Below are 14,102 nucleotides of genomic sequence, written 5' to 3' on the forward strand. Positions count from 1 at the left end.
CAGGGCTGATATTAACCTGAAATTAACCTTGCCTTAACCCGTCCGTAAACACCAGCTAAAGCCTCGCTAATTGCTCGATATTACATTTGTGCAATGATTCTAATTCCAGTATTCCCGGGAATTGAGTCGATCAAAACGATTATTTTATGAAGATTTGGAATTCTGTTCGTAGTTTGTTTAGCGGCAAGAGAGCTTTTGTGGTAGTGATTTCAATAGGATTGATTATTGGGATGGTTTTTATGTTTGCCGGTAGCAAAGCCGTACATTATACATCAACCGACGAATATTGTTTTTCATGCCACGTTCATCCGCATGCTGAACAAAGCTGGAAACTTTCGCCTCACTACGATAACAAATCTGGAGTAATTGTTCATTGTGTCGAATGTCATCTTCCGCCGGAAGGACATGGAATGTTATATGCTAAAGCTAAACACGGAGCCAAAGATGTTTATGGCTATTTGTTTAAAGATTCTGCCGACTATAAATGGGCTGCAAAGCGAAAACTTGAAATGGCCAAGAAATATACGTATGTTGAATCATGTGTAAGATGTCACAAAAACTTATTCCCCAAAACACTTACTGTTGCCGGAGAAAATGCCCACTTAAATTATCTGACAAGTAAGGAAGATGTCTCTTGCCTCAATTGCCATCTGAATGTAGGTCATTTTGACCCTAACGCCAAACACGAACACGACGCCAACTTTGGAGTAAATATTACTCAGAATACACAAATTTATGCTGAAGCAACTCCGGTTACCAGTTTTGCCAACTTTACCGAAAAAGTTCCCGGGACCGGTTTGACTTTTGACATGGTAGCTATACCTGCTGGCCAGTTCATCATGGGAAGTTCGAAAAAAGAACCTTTTCATAAACCTGATGAAAGTCCGATGCATCCAGTAAAAGTTTCGCGATTTTTTATGGCAAAAATAGAAGTAAGCTGGGACGAATACCTGGAGTTCTTTAAAGCAACATCGTCGCAGGGTCGCAAAGAAGCTGAAGTGAATAAGGATGTTGATGCAATTTCAGGCCCTACTCCGCCGTGGGGTGCTCCTGACCAGGGATGGGGAAAAGGCTCACGCCCGGCCATTACAATGACCTGGAAAGCCGCAAATACATATTGCCAGTGGCTATCGAAAGTTACCGGCAAAAAGTACAGGCTTCCAACTGAAGCAGAATGGGAATATGCAGCCAGAGGCGGAACCAAAACGCCGTATTTTTTTGCCGGAAGTCCGAAAGATTATACTTCTGAAGGGTTTTTCAAAAAGATATTTGGCGCCGATACCACGACAATTAATTCATATGTAGCTTATAAAGCGAACAGCATGAGTCAGACCGTTGAACCAGCTTCAGTAAAGGCAAATGCTTTTGGCCTGAAGAATATGTTGGGCAATGTGTATGAATTCTGCTCCGACTATTATTCTCCTACGGCCTATGCTGCGTATAAAAAGGGAGCTGTTAATCCGAAGGGACCCAAAAGAGGGAAGGAGCATGTAATCAGGGGAGGATCTTTTAAAAGTGATGCCCGTGATGTAAGAAGCGCCGCACGCGATTTTACCAAAACCACCGAATGGTTGGTTACCGATCCACAAATGCCTAAAAGTGTTTGGTGGTATTCCGACTGTGTTGACATTGGTTTTAGGGTAGTTTGTGAAGTAGATGAAAATGTAAAATAGAAAACACATCCAGATGGAAAATAATAAAGGTTTAAATAGAAGACGGTTCCTGGAGTCAACTGCTCTGGCAAGCATTGGATTATTAGGTGCAAGTGTCGCCATTTCGGGATGCAAAAAGGCAAATAATGCCAAAATACTTGGATTGCCGCCCATTTTAAAGGCTGCACCAAAAGGTAAAAAATTACGCGCTGGATTAGTTGGTGTTGGCAATCGTGGAACCGGGGCTGCTTTAAATTTTATTAGCTCAGGGCCAGATTTGCATATTGTAGCTTTGGCTGATGTTTTTCAGGATAAAGTTGATGCAGGTCGTGAGAGGTTTGCGAAACTAAAGATGGAAATTCCAGCCGAAAACTGCTTCTCGGGATTCGATGCCTACAAAAAATTGATGGCACTGCCCGATGTCGATGTGGTTATTCTGGCCACTCCACCGCAATTCAGACCTGAACATTTGAAGGAAGCCGTTTTGCAGAATAAGCATGTTTTTATGGAAAAGCCTGTGGCGGTCGATCCCGTTGGAATTCGGTCGATCATTGCCAGTGGCAAAAAGGCCGAGGCCATTGGTCTGAATATCGTTACAGGTACTCAGAGACGCCATCAGGAAGATTACATTGAAACCTATAAACAAGTCGCCAATGGAGCCATTGGAAAACTTGTTTCAGCCAGGGCATTCTGGAATCAGAACCACGTTTGGTTCCGTACCCGCGAGGAAGGTTGGGACGACATGACTTATATGGTTCGCAACTGGAATAATTTCTGCTGGTTATGTGGCGATCATATTTTAGATACACACATTCATAACATCGATGTGATCAACTGGTTTGTAGGCCGTCCACCGGTAAGCGCCGTTGGCTATGGAGGCCGCGCACGACGAATAACTGGTGATCAATATGACTTTTTCAGTGTCGATTTCGACTACGGAGATGGCTTTTTCTCGCACAGTATGTGTCGTGAAATCGACAATTGCGCCAACAACACAGGCGAATTCATTATGGGAACCGAAGGATATACCAATTGCGTGAACACCATTTGGAATTTGGACGGATCGGTAAAGTGGAAGTTCGAATATCCGAAAGATGAAAACGGGAACGAGACCAGTTCGCTGAAAATTCCGGCTTACGTGCAGGAACACATGCATCTGGTTCATTCCATTCGTACAGGAGAATATGTAAATGAGGCTGAAACGACTGCAAATTCAACGCTTACCGCAATCATGGGAAGAACGTCGGCTTACACCGGTAAAAAAGTAACCTGGGAAGAAATTTTTAAATCCGACATGGATCTTGGGCCAGAGAAAATTGAATTTGGTTCGGTTGACATGCAGTTTGAAGTGCCAGTGCCGGGAACTGCACACAAAGCATAAATCGAGTAAAATAAATTAATACAATAGAATTCAATACACACGTGCTTTTTCATCCTATTAACCGGGATGCTTTTCTAAACCAACCAACACTGCCAGCAAGGGAGAATTAATCCTCCTGAGCTGGCAGTCTTTTAATATCAGGCGCGATTGAGCTTCCTTTGTAAAATGACATTTTCAAACTTAAAAACTATATCTTTAACCCACAATTAACCCTGATTAGACTGTAAGTTTCTTTCAGGAATAAAGAAAACTGCCAAAACAAACAAACCTATGTTTTCACTCATAATTCCGGTTTATAATGAGGAGGGGCTGATCGAGGAATTGGTAGCTCGTTCGGTTAAAGCGCTTGAGTCGTTTACTACAAACTATGAGATTTTATTTGTTAACGATGGCAGCGTTGACTCCACGCTCCGGAAGCTGATTGAAGCGCGAAAACAATACCCAAGAATAAAGATTGTTGACCTGTCCAGAAATTTTGGACACCAGGCGGCTTTTACTGCCGGGCTGGAAATGGCTTTGGGAAACTATGTGGCCATGATGGATGGTGATCTTCAGGATCCACCCGAACTATTAGCGGAGATGTACCGAATGATTAATGAAGATGGATTTGACATTGTTAGTGGAAAGCGGCAAGGGCGTAAAGGGAAGCGACTGAGAGTTGCCACTAATTTATTCCATGCATTTTTCAAAAAAGTATCAGGAATCGAGGATATGGAAAATTCGGGTAATTTTTCAGTCATGAACCGTTCGGCCGTGAATGCCATTGTACAGATGAAAGAAACGATCAGGTACTTACCCGGATTGCGTTCGTTTATTGGATTTAGGCAGGGCTATGTTGAATATATTCGCGAAGCCCGTTTGGAAGGAGAACCCAAAATGACTCTTGGAAAATTAATCGTTTTGGGCGCCGACGCTATTTTCTCCTTTTCTAAGTTCCCGATTAAGGTTTGCCTTTTTCTGGGTACCATCGGAACCATCGTTTTTTTCATTGCCGGAATCTATGCTTTGGTTGGAAAAATTCTCGGATTCGCACTGTTTGGTTGGTCTTCAACGGTTTTAAGCATTTATTTCCTCGGATCAATTCAACTTATTTTTCTGGGAGTTGTGGGCGAATATGTGTATCGCATCTATAAAGAATCTCAAAACCGTCCTATCTATCTGGTCAAGAAGTTTTACGATGCCGACGCTGAATGATGGAAGAAAGAAAACTGAAGCTAATTTTTATAATTCTCGCATTGGCAATGCTGTTTGCAATGCTACTGATCAGTCGTGATGCCGGCATTTCGGGCGACGAGGAAGTTCATTACAAGCAATCTGAAATGGTATATCACTATTTCAGTAGTCTTGGTGCCGACCAATCTTCGCTTAATACACCCCAAACCCATCTTAAATACTACGGACAATCGTTCGATAATTTGGTTACTATCTTCATTCACTGGTTCGGCATTGAAGATATATACACTTTCAGGCATCTGATGAGCAGTATCTCCGGTTGGCTTACCATTCTGGTAACAGCTTTATTTGCCGCATACATTTCAGGATATGGCGCAGCAATTCTGGTATTGCTCCTGTTCGCCGTTTCGCCCACATTCCTGGGTCATGCCCAAAATAATCTGAAAGATATTCCTTTTGCTTTGGCTTACATCTCAAGTATTTATTATTCGCTTCGCGTCGTTTTTACTGAAGGTAGACTAGTCAGAAAAGATGTTTTACTTTTGATTTTAAGCATCGCTTTATCTATCGGAATTCGTGCCGGTGGGATTCTGGTTATTTTTTACCTCGGCTTTTTCATGTTTCTGAAATTTATTTTGGATGTAATTCAGCGGAAAATACCTGATTTCGAAAACATAAAACGGCAACTGATTCTATTCTTCGGAATATCTATTTCAGGATATTTGTTGTCATTGATTTTTTGGCCTTATGCGCTGCAAAATCCGATACTCAATCCATGGAAATCGTATCAACTGATGACTCATTTCCCAACAACTGTAAGGCAAATTTTTGAAGGAAATTTCGACTGGTCCGATTTTCACCCGTGGTACTATTTGCCTAAATACATGGCGATTACCATTCCAATTGTTGTTTTTGCCGGAATATTGCTGTTTTTTCTGACTATTAGGAAACAGTATTCCGACAAACAGAAAATTCAGTTGCTTTTGCTGGGTTTCAGTATTCTGTTCCCAGTTGTTTTTGTTTTACTGAAACAGTCTAATTTATATGGTTCGTGGCGTCATTTTTTGTTTGTTTATCCCGGAATTATTCTCATCGCTGCTCTTGGATTTTATGCGCTTCTAAGTCGCTATAAACAACGGATTGTTCGGCTTTCAGTCGTTGTTTTATTCCTGATTTTGGCAATTCATCCAGTTTGGTTTATGGCAGCAAACCATCCGTATTATTACCTGTACTACAATCAGTTTACTGGTGGACTGAAAGGTGCTTATGGAAATTACGAAACCGATTATTATTACCACAGCATGCGCCAGGGAGCCGAATGGCTTCAGGATTACTTGAAAAGTAAGTCCAATAATACCAAAATTGTTGTTGGCGCAAATTTTCCCAGCCAATGGTTTTTCAGAAATGATAAAGACATTGATTTTGTATATTTTCCCTGGCAAAAGCGTAGCGAGTATAATTGGGATTACGCCATTGTTGCAAATAGCTATATTCCGCCTTTCCAATTAAAAAATAAAATCTGGCCGCCATCCAATACAATTCATACTATCTTTGCTGACGGAATCCCGATTTGTGCAGTCATTGAGAGGGTTACAAAAACTGATTTTGAAGGTATTCAGGAACGGAACAAGGGCGATAACATTAAATCTGCGTTGTTATTTGAAAATGCTGTGGGGTTTGACCCGAAAAATGAGCTGCTCTGCTATAAATTTGCTGAAGTTTTACTGGCAACAGGGAAGGTTGATGAGACTAATCAGATGCTGGCTAAGTGTTTGAAAATTAATCCAGATTATGAAATGGCTCTGATTTTATTGGGAGACGAAGCACTGAAAAGTGGGGACGTTCAAAAAGCTTCCAAGTTTTATGAACGTACGATTCAGGCAAACAGAAAGTATTATGGCGCTTACCCAAAGCTGGCCGGAATTTATGCTGAAACCAATGTTCTGAAGGCTCGTCGGATTCTGAAAGATTGTCTGAAACTGAACTCAAGATATAAACCAGCCCTGGAAGCTTTGGCTGATACATACCGGAAATCGAATCCGGAGATTGCACGGAAATATGATGAAATGAGCCAGAAAGTTAGTAACTCAAAAAATTAAAATTAATAATCTGGCGAATTCCATCTGGCAATTAAAAAGCAAATTATTAACACATGAACTGATACTGAAAATAAAATAACTTTTAAAATTTGAAGCAATGAAAAAATCACTAATGTTGGCTCTTGTAAGCCTAATGTTTGTTGGTGGAATGACAAAATTGTATGCTCAGGAAGATTCGGCTAAGGTCGCCGAAGAACCAAAAGATACTATTTCGATTGACACTATGGATCCAGTTTATTACGAAGATGAAGCAACCAAGGAATCATCAAATACGTTGACTTATGCCATTATTGGCGGAATTGTTGTGATTGGTGGTGCGGCTTTCTTTTACATTAAAAAGAAAAAAAAGTAATTAATCGGTAAACACCATAAATGAAGCTCTTCGGAAACGGGGAGCTTTTTTTGTGCTTATTCTGTTTGAAAGTTTAGATCGTCAATCGGTGCCTTAAAATTTTAACTTTCGGGATATTGGTTTTAAAATTTTATTTCAGTAACCTACTTAATTTCTTCTTATTAAATGCATACATTTTACTTATTAGTAAGTATATTTGTCACGAATAAAACGCATAAACGATGTCGGTAACACGCGAAAAAATACTGGAACTTGCTGAAGAATTAATACTGAACAAGGGATATAATGGCTTCAGTTATCAGGACATCTCGACTGTAATGGGAATTAAAAATGCAGCGGTGCATTATTATTTTCCCAGTAAAGATAACCTGGGTGTCAGCATTCTTAAAACCAATGTTCAGCGATTCGAAGAAATGGTTGAGAACATGCAAAACCGCAATTTTGACGAATGGCAGCAGTTGGAATCGTTCATGAAAATATACCTGAAAAGCAACCGCGAAAACAAGATTTGTCTGATTGGTTCGCTCGGAACTGATATCAATACCCTGAGCGACCCAATGCGCGTTGAGTTACAAAAAATGGTTGACCGAATTATCCTTTGGCTCGAATCGATTCTGCAAAGTGGCCGTGAAAAAGGACTTTTCCAGTTCAACATTCCGCCGCGTGATCAGGCTCTTTCTATTTTGTCATCGCTGGTTGCCGGTCTTCAACTGGCGCGTATTCTGAGCAAATCAGATTTTAAGAATATACATCAATCCATTTGGGAAAGTATTACCCCGCCAGGAAATGAAGATAAAAGCAAGGAGCATGGGGCATAGAGCAGAAGGGAGACTGGAACCCAGGAAAGGGAGTTTCCAACTTTAGGCACATCACACTTCTTAAAACAGTAGTTTGTAAATCAGTAAAATAGTAAATCATGAGAAGAGTAGTAATTACCGGATTGGGAGCAATTACCCCGCTGGGGAATTCGGTTTCCGAATATTGGAATACACTGACTCAGGGGAAAAGTGGAGCAGCAACAATCACAAGATTTGATGCTTCCGGATTAAAAACCAGGTTTGCCTGTGAAGTAAAGAATTTCGATCCGCTGCGATACATGGAAAAGCAGGAAGCACGAAAAAACGATTTATTTTCGCAATATGCCCTGGCAGCGACCAATGAATGCGTTAACGATTCCGGAATTGACTTTGATAAGGTTGACCGCAATCGTTGCGGTGTAATCTGGGCAACTGGTATTGGCGGAATAGGGACCTTCGAAAATGAGATTCGGGAATATTTTTCGCCTGAAGCAAAGGGTCGAATCAGCCCGTTTTTCATTACCAAGATGATTCCCAATATGGCTTCCGGATTAATTTCAATCAAATACGGTTTGCACGGAGCCAGTTATGCTACTGTTTCAGCCTGTTCTTCTTCGAATCATGCCATCACCGACTCGTATAACCTGATTAAAATGGGGAAGGCCGAAGTTATGTTGGCCGGAGGTTCTGAAGCCCCGATAACCATTTCGACAGTTAGTGGGTTTAGTGTAATGAGGGCACTTTCGGAACGAAACGATAGCCCTGAAACGGCTTCGCGCCCCTTTGATGAAGCCCGCGATGGCTTTGTTTTGGGCGAAGGTGGAGCGGTTTTGATGCTTGAAGAACTTGAGCATGCGCAACGGCGCGGAGCCAAAATCTATGCTGAAATGACTGGCTATGGATTGGCATCGGATGCATACCACATCACTGGTTCGCATCCTGACGGGCTGGGCGCTCAATTGGCCATGACCGAAGCCATGCAGGAAGCTGGTTTAAAGCCGGAAAATATTGATTACATCAATGCCCACGCTACCTCAACACCGGTTGGCGATCTCAGCGAAACAAGAGCGATTTCAGTCATTTTCGATTCTTGTTTGGATAAGGTCGCTGTAGGAGGTACCAAATCGATGACCGGGCATTTGCTCGGGGCTGCTGGCGCCATTGAGGCCATGTGTTGTGTATTGGCCGTTAATAACAATGTGATTCCTCCAACAATCAATTTGCAGAACCGCGATGCTGCTATCGATTCACGGATTCGGGTTGAACAATCGCTTTGCAAACAGCCGGTTAACGCCGCTTTAAATAATTCATTCGGCTTTGGAGGGCATATTGTAAGTACGCTTTTTCAGAAGTATAAAGAATAAGTAACTTCAATCCATAAAATAAAAAACCACAGAAGTTACAAAGTTTCAGGAGAGATCACAGAGATACTTTTCTCTGCGATCTCTCCTTTTTTTCTTTGCTAACTTCTGTGGTTAATTTTTAAAGGAAATCGCTTAATTAAGAAGCTTCTGTAAGGAATAGATATCTTATTACAACCAGGGCGAAAAGTAAATACATCATCCAATGTACATTCTTTGCTTTCCCGGTAATTACTTTCAGCAAAGTATAGAAAATGATACCAGCAGCAACACCATTGGCAATACTGTAAGTAAATGGCATCATGACTATACAGATAAATGCAGGTAAGCCTTCAGTAAAGTCTTCAAAATCGATTTCTTTAATCGCCGAAACCATCAGCAAACCAACAATAATCAGAGCTGGTGCAGTTGCCGCGTTAGGAATTAAAGTAGCCAAAGGAGCTAAAACCAGAGCCAAAAGGAAAAGTAAACCGGTAGTTACAGCAGTTAAACCGGTACGTCCGCCTTCGCTAATACCTGCAGCACTTTCAACGTATGCAGTTATAGTGCTGGTTCCCATCAATGCCCCGAAAGAAACACCAAACGCGTCAACCAACATGGCTTTACCTATTTTTGGCGAGTTACCATCTTTGTCAATCAAACCGGCTTTATTGGCTGTTCCAACAAGCGTTCCGAATGTATCGAACAATTCTACAAAAGTGAAAGTGAACACCACGGTCCAGATCCCCATACTTAAAGCGCCTTTGATATCGAGTTCGAAAACAGCAAGGTTCGAGAAATCAGGGAGTGAGAAAGGTGAGAAACCTTCGGCAATTTTGGTAACTCCCATGGGGATACCAATAATGGTTGTAACAATAATACCGATCAACAATGATCCTTTCACACGCATGGCCATTAAAGCTGAAGTAATGGCAAGTCCAATCAGGCAAAGCAGCATGGCCGGATTTTTAAGGCTTCCAAGTCCAATATTCCATTCGAAGAACAGTAAGTTCGACTGACCTTTGGTGGCATTTAAATGTTCCAGAGTTGGAGGAATCACGTTAGCCGAAACAGCCATGATTTCTGACAATTTCAGGCCAATAATGGTAATAAATAAACCGATACCAACGGTAATCGCAACCTTTAGCGAATGAGGAACTGCAACAACCAGAATCTGGCGGACTTTCGTAACGGTTAAAAGAATAAAGATCAAACCGGAAATGAACACCGCACCTAAAGCAACACGCCATGGCATTCCAACCCCAGCTAAAGCTACAGTGGCAAAGAAGGCATTCAAACCCATTCCAGGAGCCAATGCAATCGGGAAATTGGCAACTAAACCCATTGCGATGGTCACAAAACCGGCAGCAATGGCAGTAGCAAAGAAGATAGCATTCTTATCCATTCCGGTAGCCGAAAGAATATTCGGGTTCAGGAAAAGGATGTAAGCCATAGTCATGAAGGTAGTGATACCTGCAATGATCTCGGTGCGAACAGTCGTTTTGTTCTCCTGCAGCTTAAAAAACTTAGTGATAAATTCCATAGAATATCAGATTAGAAAGTGTATTTCAATGCAGCAGTCGGATTGATCATGAAGCCATCATGACCGGCAAAATTGCTGCTGATTTCAACTTCGCTACCGATAGCAAATTTCTTGGTGCAGTTGTACCACAATTGAGGTTCAGTCAAGAAGATAAATTTCTTTTCGTTTGCGGTTTTCCATCCATCCGCTGACACCATATGTCCTTCTCTCCAGAAATCAGCAAAACCATCAAATCTTAACTTTCCTTTTGCAAAATCAAAATACCAAACTGCTGTTAACTGGAAGTTATTTGGTTTGGAGTCAGTCGTATTTGCAATGTTTTTGTATAAAGCTTTTAACGAAAATCCTTTGGAAAAATCTTTTGCATTCCATGAATAATCAACCCCTGTTAACCATGCATTACTGATATTATTAGCTGCTCCATAAGAATTGAACAAACCGCCATTATACTCGACATGCCAGCTAAAGGGTGATTTTCCTAGCTTGAAGCAACGGGCAATTTCGAAATAGGCCAGCGATGGACTATTCTTCACTCCATTCGATCCGTAATCCATGTCGATAAAAAAGAAAGTGTTTCCGGTTTTATCAGGACGGAACATTTCAACAGTTGTGGTTATGTAACCACGATCTTTCCCCATGTCGTAATGAGTTTGTAGATTCTGGGCAAATGTGCCCAATGTGAGCAAACTAACAAATAGAACAAGGACTAATTTCTTCATAATGTAATCTTTAAGTTGTAAGTGATTTAAATGCTAAAAATAGTTAAAAAAATATTTCTGATTCTTTATTGTCATTCGTACAGCATAATTTGTTACGAACAGGTTTCTAACAATTTTCTTTGGCCTGAAATCCAGTCATTTAACCGTACGTCGAATCAAAACCTGAAAATATTTTCATATCTTCATCGACCAAAAGTTCCGGTACTGTTGTTATAACCGGAAACAAGCACTGCAAATTCGCTCGTATTTCGATAACCAACTAAACCATTCGAGATGACACAAATTTCAAGAAGGCAGTTTATTCAAGCTGGGCTGATAGGAGCCGCAGCTGCTTCAACCGGGTTTGCCGGTATGTCATACATCAATCCGACTGATTCGATGATTGATCGTGTGAAACTGGGGAAAACCGGGTTGATCGTTCCTCATCTGGCGCTTGGAACCGGAACTCACGGAGGAAAACAATCTTCAGACATGACCCGTATGGGCATTCAGAATTGGTTAAAAATTGCCCGTTATGCTCAGGAAAGGGGAATGACTTTTTACGATGCCGCTGATCTTTATGGTTCGCATCAAAATGTGAAAGAAATCCTGAAAGAAGTTCCGAGAGAAAAAGCAACTTTGCTTTCGAAAATCTGGACACGCCCTGAAGACTGGAATAAAGACGCCCCCAAGGCAACCATAGATCGGTTCAGGAAAGAAACCGGATCGGAGTATTTTGATATACTATTGCTGCATTGCATGACCAATGAAAAGTGGAAGGAAGAAAAAAAACCATACATTGAGGCACTTTCGGAAGCCAAACAAAAAGGGATTGTGAAAGCTGTAGGTCTTTCGTGCCATAGCTTTGAGGCCTTGAAAGTTGCTGCCGATGATCCTTGGGTTGATGTAATTCTGGCGCGCATTAATCCTGAGGGTGTTATCATGGACGCCAGTCCCGATGAAGTGATGGCTGTACTTAAAAAAGCACACGATCGCGGGAAAGGAATCATTGGAATGAAAATTTTTGGAGAAGGCAAACTGTCGGAAGAAAGTCAGCGCGAAAAGTCATTGAGGTATGTAATTGGCAGTAAGAATGTTGACTGCATGACCATCGGAATAACCTCTGTTGATCAGGTAGAAGATGTGGTAAAACGCATTTCGCGCATTGTAAAAGAAGTATAAATTCCGGAGCCTGAAATTTGAAACAATTTGATATGAAAAGAGTTAAACTCATAGAACTTTATGCCGAGGCATTCAAAAAAAACTGGGAATTACCAGCTTTTAGCGACTTTCAGGGTTCTACCTGCACTTACGGTGAAGCGGCACAAATCATCAGGCAAATTCATGCTTATTTTCGCGAATCCGGAATCCAAAAAGGCGATAAAATAGCTTTACTTGGACGTAATTCTTCCAATTGGGCAATTTCATTTTTAGCGATTTCAGGATATGGGGCAGTTTCGGTTCCGGTTTTACCCGATTTTAATCCGGAAGACATTCATCACATTCTGAACCATTCCGAATCGGTATTTCTTTTTGCTGCCGATGGCCTATTTGAAAAGCTGAGCAGAGAGCAAATTCCTGCAATTACAGGCATAGTAAGCCTGACGGATTTCTCTGCCCTTTCATTTCTCCGTCAGGAAGAAAAAGATCGCTGGGTCAAATGTTTTACAGTTGATTATGCCGGAAAATCAACTCCGGAGAATTTTGAGTTGGACGAGTATCAAGATGAAGACTTAAGCATCATCTCGTATACCAGCGGAACATCAGGTTTCACTAAAGGAGTAATGATTCCTTCGCGAAGCTTACTGTCGAACATCATTTATGCACAGGAACATATGCCGTTGCAGGCTGGAGACCGAATTGTCTCTTTTCTGCCGATGGCGCACGTTTTTGGGTTGTTGTTCGAGTTTCTTTTCCCGGTTTCGGTAGGTTGCCATGTTACTTTTCTTTCGAAAGCACCCACACCGCAACTTATTGTTAAGGCTTTTCAGGAAGTAAAACCCCGGCTCATCCTTTCGGTACCATTGGTTGTCGAGAAAATTTACCAAAAAAGGATATTGCCTGCTCTCGAAAAACCAATCGTAAAGTTTTTGCTAAAAGTACCTGGAATACAGATGATTTTGTATAAAAAAGTGCGTGCCAGCCTGGTTGAAACGTTTGGTGGTCGTTTCCACGAAATCGTTATTGGTGGTGCGCCACTCAATCGCGAAGTGGAGACTTTCTTCCGGAAAATTAAATTTCCGTTTACGATTGGTTATGGAATGACGGAATGTGGCCCATTGGTTTCGTATGAGCCCTGGTCAAGCTTCCGTCCCTCTTCTGCAGGGAAACTGGTTGACCGGATGGAAATTCGAATTGACTCACATGATCCTTATAACGAGGTTGGTGAAATACTGGTTAAAGGAAATAATGTGATGCTTGGCTATTATAAAAACGAGAAGGCAACTGCGGAAACCATTGATAATGAGGGCTGGCTGCGTACAGGCGACCTTGGAATTATTGATCACGACAATTTTATATACATCCGGGGACGCAGCAAAAACATGCTACTCGGGCCATCGGGACAGAATATTTACCCTGAAGAAATGGAAGCTAAACTCAGTAATTTTCCGTATGTGCTTGAATGTGTGATTACTCTGCGCGAAAAGAAGTTGGTCGCATTTGTTTTTCCCGATCCGGAACTGATTGAGAAAGAAAAACCTGGTGAAAAACGACTGAATGAAATCATGGCTGATAACTGTAGGCAGGTGAATAAAGTACTTCCTAAATTTGCACAGTTAAACTCAATTATTTTGGTTGATAAAGAATTTGAAAAGACACCGAAAAGAAACATCAAACGATATTTATACACTTAGCAAATTGGCCATAGCTTAGAAAACAAAAAAGCCAGTCGAGAATCGATTGGCTTTTTTTCTGTTACAGAATTTTTGGTGGATGGATGAATATAACTATTCACTACTGTTAATCCTTAAACAAAGTTTTTTGTAACCCTATTTTTAAAATTATTTTGAGTAATGTTCAAAATTTTACGCGAATGGTCGATGTTTGCATATGAAACGACCAGTTT

General features: G+C 41.3%; 11 protein-coding genes. 9 read left to right on the forward strand and 2 right to left on the reverse strand.

Annotation, left to right across the window (positions count from 1 at the left end):
* Positions 1 to 146: 146 nt before the first annotated feature.
* The 7 genes from AQPE_RS11235 (at position 147) to fabF (ending at position 8,818) form a co-directional block, all read left to right on the forward strand.
* Positions 147 to 1,673, forward strand: coding sequence for an SUMF1/EgtB/PvdO family nonheme iron enzyme (locus AQPE_RS11235; protein ID WP_318351152.1), 1,527 nt, complete (start codon positions 147 to 149; stop codon positions 1,671 to 1,673).
* A gap of 13 nt (positions 1,674 to 1,686) precedes the next feature.
* Complete coding sequence (locus tag AQPE_RS11240) at positions 1,687 to 3,033, forward strand: Gfo/Idh/MocA family protein (RefSeq protein ID WP_318351153.1); 1,347 nt, start codon at positions 1,687 to 1,689, stop codon at positions 3,031 to 3,033.
* 270 nt (positions 3,034 to 3,303) lie between these two features.
* Entirely contained in the window at positions 3,304 to 4,227 is a 924-nt protein-coding gene (locus AQPE_RS11245) for a glycosyltransferase family 2 protein (RefSeq protein WP_318351154.1), read from the forward strand.
* Positions 4,224 to 6,305: a hypothetical protein gene (locus AQPE_RS11250; RefSeq protein ID WP_318351155.1), complete on the forward strand. Its 2,082-nt coding sequence runs from the start codon at positions 4,224 to 4,226 to the stop codon at positions 6,303 to 6,305. The genes AQPE_RS11245 and AQPE_RS11250 overlap by 4 nt, the downstream gene beginning before the upstream one ends.
* Positions 6,306 to 6,402: 97 nt before the next feature.
* Positions 6,403 to 6,657, forward strand: a complete 255-nt coding sequence (locus AQPE_RS11255; RefSeq protein ID WP_318351156.1) for an LPXTG cell wall anchor domain-containing protein — start codon at positions 6,403 to 6,405, stop codon at positions 6,655 to 6,657.
* A 221-nt stretch (positions 6,658 to 6,878) separates the two neighbouring features.
* Positions 6,879 to 7,475: a TetR/AcrR family transcriptional regulator gene (locus tag AQPE_RS11260; RefSeq protein ID WP_318351157.1), complete on the forward strand. Its 597-nt coding sequence runs from the start codon at positions 6,879 to 6,881 to the stop codon at positions 7,473 to 7,475.
* Between the two features lie 98 nt (positions 7,476 to 7,573).
* Entirely contained in the window at positions 7,574 to 8,818 is a 1,245-nt protein-coding gene (fabF, locus tag AQPE_RS11265) for a beta-ketoacyl-ACP synthase II (protein WP_318351158.1), read from the forward strand.
* A gap of 136 nt (positions 8,819 to 8,954) precedes the next feature.
* Here the strand turns inward: fabF and AQPE_RS11270 are convergent, their stop codons facing one another.
* Both AQPE_RS11270 and AQPE_RS11275 read right to left on the reverse strand, forming a co-directional pair.
* Complete coding sequence (locus AQPE_RS11270) at positions 8,955 to 10,337, reverse strand: NCS2 family permease (protein ID WP_318351159.1); 1,383 nt, start codon at positions 10,335 to 10,337, stop codon at positions 8,955 to 8,957.
* 11 nt (positions 10,338 to 10,348) lie between these two features.
* Positions 10,349 to 11,056, reverse strand: a complete 708-nt coding sequence (locus AQPE_RS11275; protein ID WP_318351160.1) for a DUF5020 family protein — start codon at positions 11,054 to 11,056, stop codon at positions 10,349 to 10,351.
* Positions 11,057 to 11,329: 273 nt separating this feature from the next.
* Between AQPE_RS11275 and AQPE_RS11280 the strand changes: the two genes are divergently transcribed.
* Both AQPE_RS11280 and AQPE_RS11285 read left to right on the forward strand, forming a co-directional pair.
* Positions 11,330 to 12,217 (forward strand): aldo/keto reductase, encoded by an 888-nt coding sequence (locus AQPE_RS11280; protein WP_318351161.1) that lies wholly within the window; start codon positions 11,330 to 11,332, stop codon positions 12,215 to 12,217.
* A gap of 32 nt (positions 12,218 to 12,249) precedes the next feature.
* Positions 12,250 to 13,890 carry an AMP-binding protein gene (locus AQPE_RS11285; RefSeq protein WP_318351162.1) on the forward strand — a complete coding sequence of 547 codons (1,641 nt, stop codon included), beginning with the start codon at positions 12,250 to 12,252 and terminating at the stop codon, positions 13,888 to 13,890.
* The last annotated feature ends 212 nt before the right edge of the window (positions 13,891 to 14,102 follow it).

Source organism: Aquipluma nitroreducens, from assembly GCF_009689585.1.
GTDB lineage: Bacteria > Bacteroidota > Bacteroidia > Bacteroidales > Prolixibacteraceae > Aquipluma > Aquipluma nitroreducens.